18 protein-coding genes and 1 pseudogene are annotated in these 18,859 nt (G+C 73.1%); 10 read left to right on the plus strand and 9 right to left on the minus strand.

The genetic code is table 11. The annotated features are described in order from the left end of the window. Positions 1-29 precede the first annotated feature (29 nt). A complete protein-coding gene (locus ACN27D_RS08290) occupies positions 30-1,286 on the minus strand; it encodes an erythromycin esterase family protein (RefSeq protein ID WP_013475318.1) in 1,257 nt (418 codons plus the stop codon). A 122-nt stretch (positions 1,287-1,408) separates the two neighbouring features. On the opposite strand from ACN27D_RS08290, the gene ACN27D_RS08295 reads away from it, so the two are divergent. Continuing rightward, positions 1,409-1,606 (plus strand): DUF2795 domain-containing protein, encoded by a 198-nt coding sequence (locus ACN27D_RS08295; RefSeq protein ID WP_013288297.1) that lies wholly within the window; start codon positions 1,409-1,411, stop codon positions 1,604-1,606. Positions 1,607-1,666: 60 nt separating this feature from the next. Here the strand turns inward: ACN27D_RS08295 and ACN27D_RS08300 are convergent, their stop codons facing one another. Then, the gene (locus ACN27D_RS08300; RefSeq protein ID WP_013288298.1) at positions 1,667-2,563 is read right to left on the minus strand and encodes a Gfo/Idh/MocA family protein; all 897 of its coding nucleotides are present in this window, start codon (positions 2,561-2,563) and stop codon (positions 1,667-1,669) included. A gap of 131 nt (positions 2,564-2,694) precedes the next feature. Between ACN27D_RS08300 and ACN27D_RS08305 the strand changes: the two genes are divergently transcribed. Beyond that, a complete protein-coding gene (locus ACN27D_RS08305; RefSeq protein ID WP_084588818.1) occupies positions 2,695-3,111 on the plus strand; it encodes a hypothetical protein in 417 nt (138 codons plus the stop codon). Further along, positions 3,104-3,579: pseudogene (locus tag ACN27D_RS08310) on the plus strand (hypothetical protein). Before ACN27D_RS08305 ends, ACN27D_RS08310 begins: the two are co-directional and overlap by 8 nt. On the opposite strand, the gene fabG reads toward ACN27D_RS08310, so the two are convergent. Both fabG and ACN27D_RS08320 read right to left on the minus strand, forming a co-directional pair. After that, positions 3,552-4,310, minus strand: a complete 759-nt coding sequence (gene fabG / locus ACN27D_RS08315; RefSeq protein ID WP_421498859.1) for a 3-oxoacyl-ACP reductase FabG — start codon at positions 4,308-4,310, stop codon at positions 3,552-3,554. The pseudogene ACN27D_RS08310 and the gene fabG sit on opposite strands and share 28 nt — an antisense overlap. Positions 4,311-4,371: 61 nt before the next feature. Beyond that, complete coding sequence (locus tag ACN27D_RS08320; protein ID WP_013475313.1) at positions 4,372-6,024, minus strand: alpha-amylase family protein; 1,653 nt, start codon at positions 6,022-6,024, stop codon at positions 4,372-4,374. A 53-nt stretch (positions 6,025-6,077) separates the two neighbouring features. Here ACN27D_RS08320 and ACN27D_RS08325 point away from each other — a divergent pair, with 53 nt between their 5' ends. Continuing rightward, positions 6,078-6,671, plus strand: coding sequence for a DUF1349 domain-containing protein (locus tag ACN27D_RS08325; protein WP_357141274.1), 594 nt, complete (start codon positions 6,078-6,080; stop codon positions 6,669-6,671). Between the two features lie 70 nt (positions 6,672-6,741). After that, on the plus strand, positions 6,742-7,404 hold the full coding sequence (locus ACN27D_RS08330; protein ID WP_421498860.1) for a DedA family protein: 663 nt from the start codon (positions 6,742-6,744) through the stop codon (positions 7,402-7,404). A 12-nt stretch (positions 7,405-7,416) separates the two neighbouring features. Here ACN27D_RS08330 and ACN27D_RS08335 read toward each other — a convergent pair whose 3' ends face one another. The 4 genes from ACN27D_RS08335 to ACN27D_RS08350 all read right to left on the minus strand — a co-directional run bounded on the left by ACN27D_RS08335 (position 7,417) and on the right by ACN27D_RS08350 (position 11,782). Continuing rightward, positions 7,417-8,979, minus strand: a complete 1,563-nt coding sequence (locus ACN27D_RS08335; protein ID WP_356956122.1) for a cellulose binding domain-containing protein — start codon at positions 8,977-8,979, stop codon at positions 7,417-7,419. 139 nt (positions 8,980-9,118) lie between these two features. Continuing rightward, the gene (locus ACN27D_RS08340; protein WP_151014936.1) at positions 9,119-10,543 is read right to left on the minus strand and encodes a carbohydrate-binding protein; all 1,425 of its coding nucleotides are present in this window, start codon (positions 10,541-10,543) and stop codon (positions 9,119-9,121) included. Positions 10,544-10,621: 78 nt separating this feature from the next. Next, positions 10,622-11,368, minus strand: a complete 747-nt coding sequence (locus ACN27D_RS08345) for a YidC/Oxa1 family membrane protein insertase (protein ID WP_013288307.1) — start codon at positions 11,366-11,368, stop codon at positions 10,622-10,624. A gap of 138 nt (positions 11,369-11,506) precedes the next feature. Continuing rightward, entirely contained in the window at positions 11,507-11,782 is a 276-nt protein-coding gene (locus ACN27D_RS08350; protein ID WP_013288308.1) for a DUF6412 domain-containing protein, read from the minus strand. Positions 11,783-11,968: 186 nt separating this feature from the next. Between ACN27D_RS08350 and ACN27D_RS08355 the strand changes: the two genes are divergently transcribed. From ACN27D_RS08355 to ACN27D_RS08370, 4 genes are all read left to right on the plus strand, one after another. Continuing rightward, entirely contained in the window at positions 11,969-13,117 is a 1,149-nt protein-coding gene (locus ACN27D_RS08355; protein ID WP_356956126.1) for a carboxylate-amine ligase, read from the plus strand. Positions 13,118-13,158: 41 nt separating this feature from the next. Continuing rightward, a complete protein-coding gene (locus ACN27D_RS08360; protein ID WP_356956128.1) occupies positions 13,159-14,532 on the plus strand; it encodes an FAD-dependent oxidoreductase in 1,374 nt (457 codons plus the stop codon). A 131-nt stretch (positions 14,533-14,663) separates the two neighbouring features. Next, entirely contained in the window at positions 14,664-16,085 is a 1,422-nt protein-coding gene (locus ACN27D_RS08365) for a WGR domain-containing protein (protein WP_091330868.1), read from the plus strand. 63 nt (positions 16,086-16,148) lie between these two features. After that, positions 16,149-17,021: an aminoglycoside phosphotransferase family protein gene (locus ACN27D_RS08370; RefSeq protein WP_356956130.1), complete on the plus strand. Its 873-nt coding sequence runs from the start codon at positions 16,149-16,151 to the stop codon at positions 17,019-17,021. Position 17,022: 1 nt separating this feature from the next. Here ACN27D_RS08370 and ACN27D_RS08375 read toward each other — a convergent pair whose 3' ends face one another. Further along, positions 17,023-17,832: an Fpg/Nei family DNA glycosylase gene (locus ACN27D_RS08375; protein WP_421498861.1), complete on the minus strand. Its 810-nt coding sequence runs from the start codon at positions 17,830-17,832 to the stop codon at positions 17,023-17,025. Between the two features lie 277 nt (positions 17,833-18,109). Between ACN27D_RS08375 and ACN27D_RS08380 the strand changes: the two genes are divergently transcribed. Then, positions 18,110-18,859: a cellulose binding domain-containing protein gene (locus ACN27D_RS08380; protein WP_047892007.1), complete on the plus strand. Its 750-nt coding sequence runs from the start codon at positions 18,110-18,112 to the stop codon at positions 18,857-18,859.

Genomic DNA, 18,859 nt, shown 5'->3' on the forward strand with positions numbered 1-18,859 from the left:
CGGGTGGGGCCCCCGCGGGGCCCCACCCGTCACACACCCGCCGGATACGTCTCCATCTCACCGGGCGTGACGCACGTCGGCAGCGGGTGCAGCGCTGTGGCCTCGTCGCACCAGATGAACGCGTCGTAGCGTTCACCCAGCCGGGTCGGCACGTAGTTGCCCCAGGACTCGAAGCTCGGGTCGTACACCACCCCGATGGCCCGGTGGTCCGCCTCGCCGGTCACCCATTCCGGCTGGTCGTCGCCGCCGAAGACCAGCACCGCCCGGTCCGGCATCAGCTCGTGCAGCCGATGCTCCACCGAGCCCTCCCGCGCCGGTGGGACCACCATCGTCTCGGCCGGTGAGCCCCAGCGCGGCGCGGCCACCACGCTGCCGCGCCAGCTGCCGAAGCCGATCAGCGCCACCGCGTCCCGGCCGTGCCGTTCCCGGCCGAGCTGCCCGATGTTGACCATGCCGTCCGCCGCCATGTCGGTGGCCCGGGCATCGCCGACGTGCGTGTTGTGCGCCCACACGATGCCCCGCGAGCCCGGCCCGTACCGGTCGAGCAGCCGGTCGAGCGTGTCGGCCATGTGGACGTCACGGACGTTCCACGACTCGGGGCCGCCGCCGACCATGGCCCGGTAGTACCGCTCCGCGCCGGCCACCACCTCCGCGTTCTGCCAGGCCGAGAAGCGGTCCGGGCCGTCCGCGGCGGCCTGTTCCCGGGTACGCGCCAACAGCCGGACCACCTCCTCCTCGCACCGGGCGGAGACGAACCGGCTGGCCGTCCCGTACTCCTCGGCCCGTTTGCCGTACGGCTCGAAGCAGCGGTACGCCTCCTGGGCCGCCTCCAGCGAGGCCGGATCCTCCTCACCGAGGTAGTCGAAGATGGCCTGCATCGACTCCCAGAGGGAATACACGTCCAGCCCGTGGAAGCCGGCCCGCTCCCCCTCGGGGCGTTCCAGGTTCCACGCCCGCAGCCAGCGGCAGAAGCGGGCCACCTCGGCGTTCGCCCACATCCAGGTGGGCCAGCGTTCGAACCGTTCCAGCGCGGCGAGCGGATCGGCCGGCCCGTCCGGCGCGCCAACCACCGACCGGTGCACCCGGTCGCAGTCCGGCCAGTCCCCCTCCACCGCCACGAAGTCGAACCCCTGTTCGGCGATGAGCCGCCGGGTCAACTGCTCCCGCAGCCGGTAGTAGTCGTAGCTGCCGTGCGTCGCCTCGCCGATCATCACCACCCGGGCGTCCCGCACGCGGTCCAGCAAGGGGTCGAAGTCGCTCGGCGCGCCGAGCCGCTGTACCAGCATGTCAGCGGCTACCCGGGGCCCGCCGGGACAAACCGCCGCCGCTGGGTCCGGCGGGCGTACGGCGGACCCGGGCCGCACCCGCCGGCGGGCATGGTGCCGGGCTCAGTGGGTAGCCGGGCGGCATGACCGTCACCGGTGCGCAGTTGCGGGAGTTCCTGGCCGGGCTCGACTACCCGGTCTCGCGGGAGGACCTGGTCCGCTGGGGCCAGGAGAACGGCGCCGACACCGAGGCGCTGCAGGCGCTGCGGTCCCTGCCGGCCGAGGAGTTCCACACCCCCACCGAGCTGGGCGAGGCGCTGGTCACGCTGGCCGACGCCTGACCGGTGGGTTGTTAAGCGGGGGCCCCTCCTCTACCGGAGGCGTTAAGAAGGGGCCCTTCCTTACATCTCGACGGTGCGGCCCTGGGCGCGGGCGGTCTGCGCGGCGTCCAGCACCGCCACCACCTCGCGGCCGAACCGCACGTCGCAGCGGTGGTCGCGGGTGCCCGCGTCGACCTCCTCCAGCAGCTGGTCGAGCGCGGCGCCGAACGCCTGGAGCGCGCTGCCGTCGCCGGGCGGGACGGTCTCGGTGCCGTTCTCGCCGAAGAAGACGAAATCCCGGGTGACCGCCTCGGACGGCGCGTCCAGGGTGAGCGAGAGCGAACTGGTCGCGCCGCCGTCGTGGGTGAGCAGCAGGTGCACCAGGCCGCTCGGGCCGTCCATCGCGGCGACCCGGGTGACCCGGCCGAGCACCGGCAGGATCAGCGACAACGCGTGCGGGCCGATGTCCCAGAGCGCGCCGCGCTCCCGCCGCCAGGTCGAGTCGCCGTACGGGTTCCCGGGCTGGAAGATCGACGCGAACATGGTGGCGCGGGCGTGCTGCCAGCCGCCGGCCGCCGCGGTCGAGGCGAGGAAACCGGTGACGTTCGGGTGGAAGCGCTGGGTGAAGAAGACCACCGAGGCCACCCCGGACGCCTGCGCCGCGTCGACCACCCGGTCGGCGTCGGCGAGGTCGAGCGCCAGCGGCTTGTCCAGCAGCAGGTGCCGCCCGGCGGTGGCGGCCCGCACGGCGATGTCGGCCTGCACGTCCGGCGGGAGCGCCACGGCGACCGCGTCGCAGGCGTCGATGAGCGCGTCGACGTCGGTGAAGGCCGGTACGCCGTGCCGGGTGGCCAGTTCCTCCGCCTTCGCCGGGTTGCGCCCCCAGACGCCGGCGAGCCGGGCCCGCGGGTGCGCCTCGATGGCCGCGGCGTGCGTCTCCGCCGCCCAGTAACCCGTGCCGAACAACCCGAACCGCACCCCGGCCCCCTGCCGTCGACGTCCGCCACCGGCGTACGCCGGGACCGTGATCCACGCTAGTCCCCCGGCCCGTCCGGCGCGCCCCGACCCGGCGGGCGAGCCGCTACTACACGGATTAGTAGGCTGTGCCGGTGAACGACACCGTGTCGACGACCAGCGCGGCGGCCGCCTCCGCCTCCCCGGTGGACGGGCCGCTCGCCACGGTCGCGATCGTGATCTCGCTGGCGCTCGCCGTCTGGGCCCTGGTGGCGGCGGTACGCCACCGGCCGCCGGACCGGATCCAGTTCGCCGGCCTGGCCGTGCTGGAGGTGGCGCTGCTCGCGCTCACCGTGACGGCGCTCGTCGCGCTCGGCGGCGGCGAGCGGCCGGGTGAGCCGGGCGCGTTCTTCGGCTACCTGGCGACGCTCGTCTGCCTGCCGCCGCTGGCCTGGGTGCTGGCCCGGATGGAGCCGACCCGCTGGGGCTCGGGCATCGTCTGCGCGATCTGCCTGGTCACGCCCGTGGTGGCGGTACGGCTCCAGCAGACCTGGGAGGTCCTCGGTGGCTGACACCACGACCGCGCACGAGCAGCGCGCCACCAACCGCGGCCCGGGGCGGCTGCTGATCGCCGTCTACATCGTCTTCGCCATCGCCGCGACCTCGCGGGCCGGCTTGCAGATCGCCACGAAGTTCGACGAGGCGCCGGTGGCGTACCTGCTCTCCGCGCTCGCCGCGCTGATCTACATCGTGGCGGCGGTCGGGCTGGCCCGCGCCGGGCACACCGGCCGCCGGGTCGCGCTCGCCTGCTGCACAGTCGAACTGGTCGGCGTGCTCGGCGTGGGCGTGCTGAGCATCGCCGACAAGAAGCTGTTCCCGGACGAGACGGTGTGGTCCGACTTCGGCAGCGGCTACGGCTACGTGCCGCTGGTGCTGCCGGTGCTCGGCCTGTTCTGGCTGTGGCGCACCCGGCGCGACCCCGCCTGAGCGGGCCCGCGCCGGGTCGGGCCGGTCAGTCCTTCGGACCGCCGGCGACGTAGATGACCTGACCGGAGACGAAGGACGCGCCCTCGCTGGCCAGGAACGAGATGGTGTGCGCGACGTCCTCCGGGCGGCCGGGACGGCGTACCGGGATCTCGGCGGCGGCGTGCTTCTGGAGATCGTCGAAGTCGACCTTCATCCGCGCCGCGGTCGCCGCGGTCATGTCGGTGACGATGAAGCCCGGCGCGACCGCGTTGACGGTCACCCCGAACGGGCCCAGCTCGATCGCCAGCGTCTTGGTGAAGCCCTGGAGGCCGGCCTTGGCGGCCGAGTAGTTCGCCTGGCCCCGGTTGCCGAGCGCGGAGGTGCTGGACAGGTTGACGATCCGGCCCCACTTCGCCTCGACCATGTGCTTCTGCGCGGCCTGGCTGAACAGGAACGCCCCGCGCAGGTGCACGCCCATGACCGTGTCCCAGTCGCCCTCGGTCATCTTGAACAGCAGGTTGTCGCGCAGCACACCGGCGTTGTTGACGAGCACTGTCGGCGCGCCCAGTTCGGCGGCGATCCGTTCCACGGCGGCCTCGACCTGGGCCCGGTCGGACACGTCGGCGCCGACGCCGAGAGCCCGGCCGCCGGCCGAGCCGATGGCGTCCACCGTCTCCTTGGTGGCGGACTCGTCGATGTCGACCACGGCGACGGCCATGCCGTCGGCCGCCAGCCGGCGGGCGGCCGCCGCGCCGATGCCGCGCGCGGCTCCGGTGACGATGGCGACGCGGGGCTCCTCCGACATGCTTACCTCCCGGTAACTTGTGGCTCGATCGAAGGAGCTTAACCCGCCGGTACGCCGCCCCCTACCGCTCGTGGCCCCGGCAGAGCCGGATCCACCGGTAGCCGTACCCGCCGAGCTTGAGCCGGTCGAGCTTGCCCACGTCCTCGTAGTTGCGGTCGCTGAGCACGTCGATCGGCAGGTCCGCCTCCGGCGCCAGCGTGCTCAGGTCGACCTCGACGTCTTCGGTGCCGAGGTTGTGCAGGAAGACCATGGTCCCGGTACGACCGTCGGCGCGGTGCGCGAGCACGCCCGGCGGCATCGGCACGTCGATGTGGGTGGTGCTGCCCGAGCCGGTCTCCGGCGCCTCGCGCAGCGTCCGGATCATCCGCTCGAACCAGCCGAGCAGCGACCGCGGATCCTTGCGCTGGGCGGTGACGTTGACCTTCTGGTAGCCGTACTCGCCCTTGTCGATCACCGGGCGGACCAGCTTCTCCGGCTCGGCCGTGGAGAACCCGGCGTTGTCCGCGTACGACCACTGCATCGGGGTACGGATCGCGTCGCGCCCGTCCAGCGACAGGTTCTCCCCCATGCCGATCTCCTCGCCGTAGCGCAGCACCGGCGTGCCGCGCAGCGAGAACTGGAGCGAGTACGCCAGCTCCATGTGCCGGCGGTCGTTGCCGAGCATGGGCGCGAGACGACGGCGGATGCCCCGGCCGTAGAGCTGCATGTTCTCGTCCGGCCCGAACTTCGCCAGCACGTCGTTGCGCTGGTCGGCGGTGAGCCGGGACAGGTCGATCTCGTCGTGGTTGCGCAGGAACGTCGCCCACTGGCCGCCGGTGGGCAGCTTCGGGGTGTCGCGCAACGCCTCGATGATCACCTCCGGGTCCTCCCGGGCCAGGGCGAGCATCAGCCGGCCGTTGAGCATGAAGTCGAAGAGCATGTGGATCCGGTTGCCCGAGCCGCTGCCGTCGCCGAAGTAGACGGGCAGCTCGTCCGGCTCGACGTTCGCCTCGGCCAGCAGGACCGCGTCGCCGCGCCGCCACTGCACGTGCTGGCGCAGGTCGGTGAGGAAGTCGAAGTCCTTCGGCGAGTTCGGGTTGCCCGGCTCGGTGCGCTCGATGATGAACGGCACCGCGTCCATCCGGAAACCGGAGACGCCGAGCTGGAGCCAGAACGAGGTGATCTTCTTGATCTCCGCGCGGACCTTCGGGTTCTCGATGTTCAGGTCCGGCTGGAACTTGTAGAAGCGATGGTAGTACCACGCCTTGGCGGTCCGGTCGTAGGTCCACGTCTCGTGCTGCTCGCCGGGGAAGACCATGCCCTGGTGGCGGTCGTCCGGCTCGTGGTCGGCCCAGACGTACCAGTCCCGGTACGGCGAGTCAGGCGAGGACCGGGCGGACTGGAACCACGGGTGCTGGTCCGAGGTGTGGTTGACCACCAGGTCGATGATCACCCGGATGCCCCTGTTGCTCGCCTGGTGCAGCAGCTCGGCGAAGTCGCCGAGCGTGCCCAGGCGCGGGTCGACGTTGTAGAAGTCGGTGGCGTCGTACCCGTCGTCCTCGTTCGGCGAAGGGTGGATCGGGTTCAGCCACAGGCAGGTCACGCCGAGCCGGGCCAGGTAGTCCAGCCGGCCGATCAGCCCCTGGAAGTCACCCACCCCGTCGCCGTCGGAGTCCGCGTACGTGTCGACGTCGAGGCAGTAGACGACCGCCTCCTGATACCACCTGTCACCCATGCGAGGACTACTTCTCCGAACGCGCGCGACGGCAAACCCGGTACGGTGCCGGGATGAGTGAGGAGGCGTACGACTGGTCCGCCGGCACCTGGCTGAACCCGCCGGAGCGGGCCAAGCCGGTCGACGGCGGCCTGCTGGTCGAGCCGCACGGCGGCAGCGACTTCTGGCGGCGCACCAGCTACGGCTTCGTGCACGACGACGGCTCGGCACTGCTCGCGCCGTTCCCGGCGGGCAGCGCCGTGGAGGTGTCGTTCGTCCTCGACTACTCGGCCCAGTTCGACCAGGCCGGCGTGCTGGTCCGGGTGGACGAGCGGCGGTGGACCAAGGCCGGGGTCGAGGTGAGCGACGGTTCGCCGCAGGTGGGCGCCGTGGTCACCGACGAGTTCTCCGACTGGTCGGTGGCGCCGGTGCCGCAGTGGTCGGGCCGGGAGGTGACGGTCCGGGTGAGCCGGGCCGGCGACGCGCTCACCGTGCGGGCCCGGTGCGAGGACGAGCCGTGGCGGCTGGTCCGCGTCGCCCCGCTCGATCCGGCGGCGCAGGCGTCGGCCGGGCCGTACTGCTGCTCGCCCAGCCGGGGCGGCCTGCTGGTCCGCTTCACCGGCTGGCGGCGGGGTCCGGCGGACGCCGCGCTGCACCCGGAGGGCTGAGTCACAGGTGTGACAGCCGCCGGTCCGGGTAACACCTTCGGATCTCCGGCTCTCGCGTGGAAGGACCCCCATGGCCCTGGCCCAGGACGTCGACCCGAACCAGTTCACCGGGCTGACCGGCTGGGTGGCGAGCGTGATCGACTCGCTCGGCGCGGTCGGCGTGGCGCTGCTGGTGGCGCTGGAGAGCATCATCCCGCCGATCCCGAGCGAGATCGTGCTGGCGATGGCCGGTTACCTGTCCGCCGAGGGCCGGTTCAACGTGGTGTTCATCGTGGTCGCCGCGACTGTCGGCTCGCTGCTCGGCGCGCTGGTGCTCTACTGGCTCGGCGCGGCGCTCGGCGAGGAGCGGCTCAAGCGCTGGCTGGACCACATCCCGCTGGTCGACCTGCAGGATCTGGAGAAGGCCGACCGCTGGTTCGAGCGGCACGGCCGGTGGGCGGTGCTGATCGGCCGGGTGGTGCCGGTGGTCCGCAGCCTGGTCTCCATCCCGGCCGGCGCGAACCGGATGCCGCTCGGTGAGTTCATCCTGCTCACCACGCTCGGCAGCGGGGTGTGGAACGCCCTGATCGTCGGCGCCGGGTTCACCCTGGGCTCGCGGTGGGAGGACGTCGACAGGTACAGCCAGTGGTTCAACTACGCGATCTTCGCCGTCTTCGGTTTCATGATCGTGAGCTGGGCGGTGAAGAAGGTGCGCCGGCGGCGCGCCCGGCAGTCGGTGACCACCGGGCGCTGACCGCCGCGCGGGTCAGAAGCCCGCGGTGATGCCGGTGAACTCCCAGGTGTTCTGCGCGATGCCGGAGCAGTTGGCGACCACGCCGCCGCCGGGGCAGGGCCGGTCCCGGTTGACCGACCAGAACGTGAACCGGGCCAGGCCGCGCGCCTTCGCCCAGTCGCGGATCTGCGTCCAGGTGGCCGGCGAGGTCAGCTCCTGCTGGTCGGAGAGGCCGTTCATGCCGGACAGGCCCATGTGCGCGTACGCGGTGGCGTCCGACCAGCCGAACGCGTTGCGCAGCGCGGTCTTCAGGCCCTCGGCCGCGTTCACGGTGTTCTGGTACATGTTCGCGCCGCCGCCGAAGTCGAACGGCATGATGGTGAACACGTCGATCCCGGCGCCCTTGGCCGCCGCCTGGTTGATCAGCCGGGTGCCGTAGTACGACGGCCCGGTGGTCGAGGTGCCGAACGTGATGATCGTCTTGATCCCCGGGTTGTTCTGCTTGACGATCTTCAGGGCGTCCAGGATGCGGTCCTGCACCACCTCGTTCTCGAACTCGTCGCTGTTCTCGATGTCGATGTCGATCGCCTTCAGCCCGTACGCGTTGATGACCTGCTGGTACGCGCCGGCCAGGGCAGCGGCGGACGAGCAGTTCGGGCCGAGCTTGTTGCCGCTCCAGCCGCCGAAGGACGGGATGACGTCGCCGCCGGCCGCCTTGATCGCGGCGATGGTGGCGGCATGCGTGCCGCCGGTCAGCGGGCCGCTGCCGTCCCAGGCCGGGGTGCAGCCGCCGCCGGAGAGCACGAACGCGATGGTGAACCACTTGACGCCGGTCGCGCCCATCACGGTGGCGGGCGCGGGCGGGTCGCCCCAGCCCGGGTAGAGGTACGGCGCGGCGGCCATCGCGCCACCGCCGCCGGTGCAGCCGCTGGTGGTGGCCGCGACCGCCGCCGACTTCGCCGACTCGCCGGTGCCGTTGTACGCGGTCACGGTGTAGCTGTGCCCGCTGCACGCGGCCAGCCCGGAGACGGTGGCCGAGGTGCCGGTGACTGTGGCCTTGACCGTGCCGCCCTCGTACACCCGGTAGCCGGTGACGGTGCCGGAGACCGCGTTCCAGGCGAGCGAGACGGCGGACGCGGTGGTGCCGGTGACCCGCAGCCCGCCCGGCGTGGCCGGTGCGCCCGGGTTGCCGGGGTTGCCGCCGCCGGTGCAGGAGGCGCCGTTGACTGTGCAGTTCACCGGGTCGCCGGTGCCGCTGACGACGAAGCCGAAGCTGGTGCTGGCGCCCGGGGCGAGCGCGCCGTTCCAGGACTGGTTGACGGCGGTGACGTGCTGGCCGGAGGTGGTCAGCCGGGCGTCCCAGAACGAGCCGAGCGTGCTGCCGGACGGCAGGTCGAACTGGACGTTCCACGAGGAGATCGCGGCGGAGCTGTCGTTGGTGACTGTGAACCGGGCCTCGTACCCGCTGCTCCAGCTGGAGGTGCGGACGAACGCGGCGGTGGCGGCGGAGGCGGGTGGCGCGGCGAGCAGGGCACCGGCGACCACGGCGGTGGTCAGCGCGGCGGCGAGCGTCGCCAGGCGGGGGCGGAGTCTCACGGCGTCCTCCAGGGGACGGGCGGGGTGGAGAGGGATTCACAACCGTCGACGTGCGCCCATTATTAAGAGTGTTAACTGTTTCTGTCCAGCACCGGTGCGGCCCGAACCCCGGGGGGTTCGGGCCGCGTCCCGGCCGCGCTCAGCGGCGGAAGGTGAACCAGTTGACGTTGACGAAGTCGGACGGCTGGCCGCTGCTGAACGTCAGGTAGACCGTGTGCCGGCCGGTCACCGCGCCGACGTTGCCGGGCACCGAGCGCCAGGTCTGCCAACCGCCGGTGTTGCCTACTGCGAAACTGCCGATCGGCGGCGCGGTCGGGCTGTCCACCCGGACCTCCACCAGCCCGCTCACGCCGGACGCCGCGCCGGAGGCGACCCGGGCCACGAAGTCGCGCGGCGGCGTCGAGCCGAAATCGACGTTGTCGTAGCGGGCCCAGTCGCCGTTGGCGAGCCAGCCGATGTCCTGGCCGCCCTCGGCGCACGTCTCCACCTGCACGCCGTTCTGCGCGTTGAACGACTCGGCCTGGATCGTCGCGTACGCGTCGCGTACCCCGCCCGGCGGCGGCGTGGTCGGCGTCGGCGACGGGTTGCTCCCGCCGCCGCGGGTGTAGACGGCCACGTAGTCGACGAGCATCGACCGGCCGGGCACGGTCGACGCGGTGGGCGTCGCGGAGCCGGCCACGCCGTCCGGGAAGCCGCCGCCCATCGCCACGTTGAGCAGCAGGAAGTAGCCGGCGTGGTTGGTCATCTGACTCCAGTACGGCTCACCGATCTGGTTCTGCCCGACGGTGTGGAAGAGCTGGCCGTCGACGTACCAGCGCAGTTGCTGCGGGCTGGTCGAGGCGTCCCACTCGAACCGGTAGGTGTGGAACGCCGACTGGCAGGTGCTGCCCGGGCAGGCCCGGGAGGCGCCGATGCCGTTGAACTCCCCGCACGGGCCGCCCGGCGCGACGCCGCAGTGCAGCACGCCCCAGACCGAGTTGATCCCGTTGACGTTCTCCATCACGTCGAACTCACCGATGCCCGGCCAGTTCTGGTAGTTGCCCCGGTACGGCGAGCCGAGCGCCCAGAACGCCGGCCAGTACCCGGACGCCGCCGCGCCCGTCACGTTCGGCATCTGGATCCGGCCCTCCAGGGCCAGCACACCACCCGACGGCGGCTTGAAGTTCGCCCGTACCGTCTCGATCCGGGCCGAGGTCCAGCGGCCGGCCGAGTCCCGCAGTGGCGTGATGCGCAGGTTGCCCGAGCCGTCGTGGGCCAGGTTCGCGGTGCTGGACGTGTAGGTCTGGATCTCGCCGGTGCCCCAGTTGGCCGGGCCGCCCGGGTAGCCGGTGCCGGTGTCGATGATCCAGTTGGCGGACGAGGGCAGCGTGCCGGCGGAGCCGGTGAAGTCGTCGCTCCACACCAGGCTCCACCCGGGCGGTGTCGGGGGCACCGCGGCCTGGGCGGTCATCGAGACGCCCGCGAGCGCTGTGGTGAGCGCGAGGACACCGGCGGCCAGGGCGAGCCGGCGGCGTGTTCGGGGCACGGTGGCGGAGGCGGCCGGGGCCGCCGGGATCGGATTCATTCGGGGTGCCTCTCTGCGGGGACGGGGCCGGGAGAGCGCTCTCTGAGAGCGATTTCTACGCGCCCGCCCCCGCACTTGTCAACGCTTGTCGATGGCCGCCGCCGGCTGCGGCCGGCGCAGCACCACCTGCTCCAGCGCGGTCCACGCCGTGGTGGTGACCAGATAGAGCACCGCCGCCAGCGGCACCACGAGCGCCACCAGCACCGTGCCGTACGGCAGCAGCGGCAACACCCGCCCGAGCACCGCCGCGCCCGGACCCTCGGCCGGCGTCCCGGCCACGGTGCCGGTGGCGGCCGCCGCCCGGCGCATCCGCCGCGACGACCACCAGGCCAGCGCGAGCAGCGCGGCCAGCAGCACGCCGAACACCAGCGGCACCGGGCCGGCCAGGCCGTCGCCGAGGTGCCACCCCAGCGGTACGCCGGCGAGCCGCTCTCCCAGCAGCTCCGGCGCGCCGTCACCGGTGGCGAACAGGCGGTACATGACCAGGAAGAACGGCGCCTGCAACAGCGCCGGCAGGCAGCCCGCCACCGGGCTGGCCCCGGCGTTGCGGTAGAGCGCGAACAGCTCGCTCTGGAGGCGGGCCGGATCGTCGGCGTACCGGCGCTGGAGTTCCCGTACCTCGGGAGCGAGCGCGGTGCGACGCCGCTCCCCGCGGACCTGGGCCACTGTCAGCGGGGAGATCAGCAGCCGGACGGCGACTGTGAACAGGACGATGGCGGCCGCAGTCGCGGCGCCGCCGGTGAGCGGGGCGAGCACGTCGGCGAGCCAGGTGACGACTGTGGCCGCGGCCGAGGCCGCGGAGTGCAACGGTGCGAAGGCGAGCATGGGTGGACCCCTCGATGGCGATTCCGGGTGTCCCGGGCGGCGACGTGCCGCACGGCGGGACGGATGACGACGGAATCGGCCGCGGAAGCCGGGATGGAGGGATCTACCGGCCCGCCGACGCGGGCCGGAAGAAGGTGGCTACGCGGCCGAGGGGTGCAGGCCGGGAGCGCGGGGGCGCGGACGCCCCGGTGCGTCCGGGTCGACCTGCCGGGGCACCCCGCGACGGCGGGCGCGGGCACGCAGCGCGGCGGCGAACCGGGTGCCGGGCGGCGTGGGCAGCGCGCGGACCCGCAGCGCGAGCAGCGTGGCGAGCAGCAGCGCGGCGACGACCGCCGCACCGGCGATCAGCCCGGCCGGTCGGTCGGCGAACAGGGCGAGGGCGTACGCCCACGCTCCCGTCAGCACCGCCAGCATCCCCGTCACACGGCCACCCTAGCCCGCCGTGTCACGCCCCGCGGGCCCGTGCACGCCCACCGGCGGCACGACCCGTTCGGGCGAACCGGCGCCGACACGCCCAGCGGCACGTTTCCCCAAACGGACACGGTGGGTAACAGGTCCTCGACCACGCGGCACGGTGCCGCGAGCGGTCCGGAGGAGACGGTGGTGACGATGAGTGGCTCAGTGGCGGAGCGGGAGCGGAGCGCCGCATCGGGCGGAACCGACCTGCTGACAGTCGGCGTCGAGGAGGAGTTCCTGCTCGCCGACCCGCACACGGGGACCGCCGTACCCGCCGTCGACCTGGTCATGGAGCAGGTGCCGGCCGAGCTGCGCGGTCAGGTGGAACGCGAGTTCCAGACCAGCCAGATCGAGATCGGCAGCCCGCCCGGGCTGGACCTGTCCTCGATCCGGCACTCGCTGTCGATGCTGCGCGCCGAGCTGGCCGACGCGGCCGAGCGGGCCGGCGTACGGCTGCTCGCGATCGGCACCGGGCCGGTCGACGGGCCGGTGCCGCCGGTGGTGGACAAGCCGCGCTTCGACCGGATGATCGAACGGTTCCGGCTGCTGGTGCCCGGTCCCGGCAACAACGGCATGCACATCCACGTCGGCATCCCCGATCCGGACACCGGTGTGCAGGTGCTCAACCACGTCCGGCCCTGGCTGCCGATCCTGCACGCGGTCACCGCCAACTCCCCGTTCTCCCAGGGCGAGGACACCGGGTACGCGAGCTGGCGCTCGGTGGAGTGGGAACGCTGGCCGTCGGTCGCGCCCACCCCGTACCTGGAGTCGCACGAGCACTACGAGCGGCTGATCCGGCAGCTCATCGCCAGCGGCGTGATGCTGGACGAGGGGATGCTCTACTGGTACGCCCGGCTGTCCGCGAAGTACCCCACGGTGGAGATCCGCATCGGCGACGTCTGCCCGTCGGTGGACGACGCGGTGCTGGTGGCGGCGCTGGTCCGCGCGCTCGTCGCGACCGCGCTCACCGACATCGCCGCCGGCCGCCCGGCCGTCAACACCGACCACCACCTGCTGGTGGCGGCGCACTGGCGGGCCGCCCACGACGGGCTGGAGGGCGAGGGCGTCGACCTCACCGACGGTGAGCTGCGCCCGGCCTGGGAGCTGCTGGACCGGCTCGTCGACCGGCTTCGCCCGGAACTGGAACGGCACGGCGACCTGGACCGGGTGACCGACCTGCTGGGCGGGCTGCGGCGGCACGGCAGCGGCGCGGCACGACAGCGGGCGGTGTTCGCGCGTACCGGCAGCCTCGTCGACGTGGTCGCGGACGTGGCACGGCAGACCCGTGGCTGAGCGGCCACGCGGCCGTGGCCCGGCGTGACAGGATGGGCGACGTGGCCGAGCGCATGATCGTCATCGGCGGCGACGCCGCCGGGATGTCGGCGGCGTCGCAGGCGCGTCGCCGCCGCGACCGGTCCGAGCTGGAGATCGTCGCGTTCGAACGCGGGCACTTCACCTCCTACTCGGCCTGCGGCATCCCCTACTGGGTCAGCGGCCTGGTCGAGGAGCGGGACGAGTTGATCGCCCGCGACCCGAAGACCTTCCGCGACGACTTCGGCATCGAGGTCCGTACCCGGCACGAGGTCACCGCCATCGACCTGGACCGCCGCGAGATCCTCGCGCGTGACCTGGACGGCGGCGGCGAGGTCCGCGCCGGTTTCGACACCCTGGTGTACGCCACCGGCGCGTCCCCGGTGCAGCCGGACTGGGCACGCGACGACGTGTCAGGGGTGTTCGGCGTGCAGACGCTCGACGACGGCGCGGCGCTCATCGGCTGGCTCGAACGCGAGCCCCGGCCCCGGCGCGCGGTGGTCGTCGGCGGCGGCTACGTCGGCGTCGAGATGGCCGAGGCGCTCGTGCAGCGCGGGCTCTCCGTCCAGCTCGTGGAGCAGGCCGACCAGCCGATGTCGACAGTCGACCCGGACATGGGCGAGCTGGCGGCCGACGCGATGCGCGCGACCGGCATCGGCGTCCGCACCGGCCTCCAGGTCACCGGTCTCCAGGAGCGGGACGGCCGGATCTCCGCGGTGGTCACGAACGAGGGGCCGATCCCGGCCGACGTCGTGGTGCTGGGTCTCGGCGTACGCCCCAACACCGCGCTCGCCGAGGCCGCCGGCCTGCCGATCGGTCCCTCCGGGGCGGTCCGCACCGACCGCCGGATGCGGGTGCCGGGCGTACCCGGCGTGTGGGCGGCGGGCGACTGCGTCGAGTCGCTGCACCGGGTCAGCGGCATGCCGGTGCACATTCCGCTCGGCACGCACGCCAACAAGCAGGGCCGGATCGCGGGCATCAACATCGGCGGCGGGTACGCCACCTTCCCCGGCGTCATCGGCACCGCCGTCACCAAGGTCTGCGAGCTGGAGGTGGGCCGCACCGGGCTGCGCGAGCGGGACGCGCGGGAGGCCGGCTTCGAGTTCGTCACAGTGCTGGCCCAGTCGACGAACCGGGCCGGCTACTACCCGGGGTCGCGGCCGATGACGGTCAAGCTGATCGCCGAGCGGCCCAGCGGGCGGTTGCTCGGGGCGCAGATCGTCGGCTGGTCCGAGGCGGCCAAACGGATCGACGCGCTCGCGGTGGCGCTGTGGAACGGCATGACAGTGGACGAGATGACGGCGCTCGACCTGGGGTACGCGCCGCCGTACGCCCCGGTGTGGGATCCGGTGCTGATCGCCGCCCGCAAGGCCGTCGACGCCCTCGCCGCCGTGTAAGGAAGGGCCCCCTATTAACGCCTCCGGTAGAGGAAGGGCCCCTTCTTAACACCGACACCCGGGTTTGTCGGTGCCGGGGGTTAGCGTGTGCGCGTTGCCGGTTCGGCACTTCCCCTCGGAGGTATACCCCCATGTCCCAGGAGACGACCTACCTCGAACTGTCCGAAGTGGATGGTGGAGCGCACAAGTTCTACGAGGTGGTGGTCGACGACACCGCGATGACAGTGCGCTACGGGCGGATCGGCGACCAGGGCCAGGTGAAGACGAGCACCTACCCGGACAACACCCGCGCCCGCGCCGCCGCCGCGAAGAAGATCGGCGAGAAGGTCCGCAAGGGGTACGCCCCGGCGGTGCCCGGCGTACGCCAGAAGCGGACGGTGTCGCGCCGGCAGATCGTCAGCACCCGCTCGACCGCCCGCACCGCCCCGGTCCTCTGGCGGTACGCCTCGGGCGCGCCCGCCTTCGGCATCTTCGTCGACGACCGGCACTGCATGGTCGGCAACGAACACGGCGTGATCACCACGCTCGACCACGACGCCCGGCTGGTCAACCAGGTCCGGCTGCCCGACGGGGTGAAGTGCATCGTCGCCGACGACGCCTGGGTCTACGCCGGCTGCGACGACGGCAACGTCTACGACCTGTCCGGCAAGGTGCCCCGTGCGGCGTACGCGATCGCGCCCGAGATCGACATCTACTGGCTGGACATCCACGACGGCGTGCTGGGCGTGTCCGACCGCGACGGCGGCATCTCCGCGATCGACCACGAGGACGAGTTCCTCTGGCGCCGGCCGGGGCGGGGCCGGTCGGCGTGGATGGTGCGCTGCGACGCCGACGCGCTCTACCACGGCCACTCGCAGGGGGTCACCGGTTACGACTGGCGCACCGGGCGCGAGCTGTGGCACACCGGCACCGGGGCCGTCCTGTTCGGCTGGCAGGAGCGGGACGCCGTCTTCGCCGGCACCGGCACCCGCGAGGTGGTGCGCCTGCGCAAGGACGGCCGGGCCGAGCAGGTCTACCGCTGCGACGCCGCGGTCTTCTCCTGCGCCACCGCCGAGGGCGGCCGGTACGTGTTCGCCGGTGACAGCGCCTCCTCGATCTACTGCTTCGACCAGGCCGGCAACCGGCTGTGGAAGCTCGGCACCGGCTGCGGCTCGGCGTACTCGATGCAGTACCACGACAACCGGCTCTACGTGGTCACCACGAGCGGCTACCTGGCCTGCATCGACGCGAGCGAGGCGGCGATCCGGGCGGCCGAGGCGGGCAGCGTCCCCGACGTGGTCGACGTCAAGGCGCCGGCGCGGATGCCCGAGACGGCCGCCTGGACGTCGGTCGAGGTGACCACCGACGACCGCGACGGCGTGCTGGTGCAGTGCGTCGAGCAGGGCGGCCGACTGCGGGTGCACGTCCTCGCCGACGGTTACCGGCGGGACTGGTCGGTGCAGTTCCCCAAGGGCATCCGGGAGCCGGGCGCGCGCTACCTGGTCACCGAGGTCCGCGAGTCCGGCCGGGGCGGCTTCTACCGGGCGTACGGGGACATCCGCCGGCTGCGCTGACCGCAGACCGGCGAGCCCCGGCCCGGGACAGCGGATCGTCGCCGTACCGGTCAGGATGTCTGGATGCGGTGCGACATTCCTGACGGGCTGCGCTGGGTCGAGCAGACCGAGGCCGGCCGGGCGTGGCTCGCGGAGCTGCCCGGCCGGCTGGCCCACTGCGTCGCGCGGTGGGAGCTGACGGTCGGCCCGCCGTTCGCGTACGCGTTCGCCTCGCTGGCGCTGCCCGCGACACTCCCCGACGGCACCCGGGCGGTGCTGAAGCTCCAGTACCCGGACGACGACAGCGTCCACGAGGCAACGGCGCTGGCGCACTGGGACGGGCGCGGCGCGATCCGGCTGCTCGCCCACGACGCCGATCGGCGCGCACTGCTGGTCGAGCGGTGCGACCCCGGCACGCCGCTGCACTCGCTGGCCGCCGACGCGGCGCTCGACGTCGCGGTCGGCCTGCTACCGGGGCTCGCGGTGCCGGCCGGTGAACCGTTCACGCCGCTGGCCGAGGAGGCGGCCGGCTGGGCGGAGCGGATGCCTGGTAACTGGCGACGGGCCGGCCGCCCGTACGAGCGGCGCCTGCTCGACACCGCGCTCGGGCTGCTCGCGGAGCTGGCGCCGAGCCAGGGTGAGCAGGTGCTGGTCAACCAGGACCTGCACGCCGGCAACATCCTGGCCGCCGGGCGCGAACCGTGGCTGGTGATCGACCCGAAGCCGCTGGTCGGCGAGCGGGAGTTCGCGGTGGTGCCGCTCGTGCGCGGCGCGGAGCTGGGTCACTCCCCGGCGGCGGTCCGGCACCGGCTCGACCGGCTCAGCGCCGAGCTGGGCCTGGACCGGGAGCGGGTACGCGGCTGGGCGATCGGCCAGACGGTGGCCTGGAGCATCGGCGGCGACCAGGTCTTCCCCGGGAACGTCGAGGCGGCCCGCTGGCTGCTCGACGAGATGTGACTCAGCCCGCCTGGCAGGTGGGGCACCAGTAGAGGTTGCGCCCCGCGAGCGCGCCCCGGCTGACCGCAGTGCCGCAGACGTGGCAGGGCGCGCCGGGGCGGCGGTAGACGTACACCTCGCCGCCGTGCCTGTCGGCGCGCGGCGCACGGCCGGTCGCCTCCGGCAGGTCGGCGTCGCGCACGGTGTCGATGCGGCCCCGCTCGACCGCGCGGGTCATCAGCATCACCAGGTCCGCCCAGAGCTCGGCCCAGCCGGCCGGCGTCAGCTCCCGGCCGGGCAGCAGCGGCGGCAGGCCGGCCCGGAACAGCGCCTCGGTCACGAAGATCAGGCCGGTGCCGGCCACCACCGACTGGTCGAGCAGCAGCGCGGCCAGCGGGGTGGGGCTGCGGCGGATCCGGGCGTACGCCCGGTCCGGGTCGGCGTCGGCGCGCAGCGGGTCCGGCCCGAGCCGGTCGCGCAGCGCCGCCACCTCGGGCGGGGTCAGCAGCTCGCAGGCGGTCGGGCCGCGCAGCTCCAGCCAGTGCCGGTCGCTGTGCAGGCGCAGCCGCAGCTGCCCGACCGGGGCCGGCGGCTCCCCCGGCCCGTCGGCGAACTTGCCGTACAGACCCAGGTGTACGTGCAGCGTCAACTCGCCCGCGTAGTGGTGCAGCAGGTGCTTGCCGTACGCCTCGGTGCCGTCCAGGACGGTGCCGCTCAGGCGGGCCGCGCCCTCGGCGAAGCGCCCCTGCGGGCTGTCGGCGTGCACCTTGTCGCCCGCGAACAGCTCGGCGTGCCGGGCGGCGAGTCGGTGGATGGTGTGTCCCTCTGGCACAACGACCAAGCGTAGCCAGCGGATCGGACCGCCGGCGACGTCGGGTCCTGGGACGACATTGAATCGATGTTCGTCGACTGAAAGACTGGCGGCGGCAGCGCTCGGGAGCCAGTGCGAGCCGCTCGATCTCGCCGGAGGGACAAGCGCGGGGTGATGCGCCACCCCGGTGCCGGGCAGTCGTCTCCGGCGCTCCGCCGTGTCGTCACGGCGGCGACATCGCGGTCCACCACAACTCCGGCGCCGACCGCCCCCGGCGCCCCCAGCTCGGGAGAGACAGATGCTCCGTACGCTCGGCGCGGCACTGGCCGCCGCCCTCGCCCTCACCGGCCCGGCCGCCTCGGCCGGCGCCGACCGGTCGCCCGCCACCACGACGACGACGCTCGCCACCGCGGCGACGCCGACCCCGACGCCCACGTTCGCGTGCCCGCCGGCGTTGCCGGTCAGCGGCCAGGTGACCGGGGCCACCACGACCAGCATCACCATCACCTACTGGATGGTGCTCAGCCCGCCCTGCGGATACGACCCGCCGCTGGTCGTCAGCCTCTTCGCCAGCCGCGAGGACGCCACCGGGTGGCGCGACCCGGTGGCCGAGGCGGTCACCGGGCCGGAACGGTCGGGCACTGTCACAGTCGGCGGCCTGACCCCGGGCACCGCGTACTGGTTCCGGTTCGGCGACACCAAGGGCGTACGGGATCCGTACGTGATCGGCGGACCGGCGCGCACGCTGTCGCTCTGCTCCGCGACGGCCGCGATCGACAGCAGGTGGGGCGGTGGCTTCGTCGCCACTGTGACGGTGCGCAACGACGGCACCGATCCGGTCCCGGGCTGGCTGGTCTCGTGGCGGTGGTCCGGTGACGAGCGCATCCAGTCGGTCTGGGGCGGGGTGGCCGAGGGCTCCGGCCAGGACGCCGAGGTCCGCAACGCCTCCTGGAACGGGACGCTGGCGCCGGGTGCTTCGACGACGTTCGGCCTGCTCGTGGCGACGAGCGCGACGCCCGCCGCCATCACGCCGGTCTGCGGGCGGTGA

The sequence above is a fragment of the Micromonospora sp. WMMD1274 genome (assembly GCF_049179035.1).
GTDB lineage: Bacteria > Actinomycetota > Actinomycetes > Mycobacteriales > Micromonosporaceae > Micromonospora > Micromonospora tulbaghiae.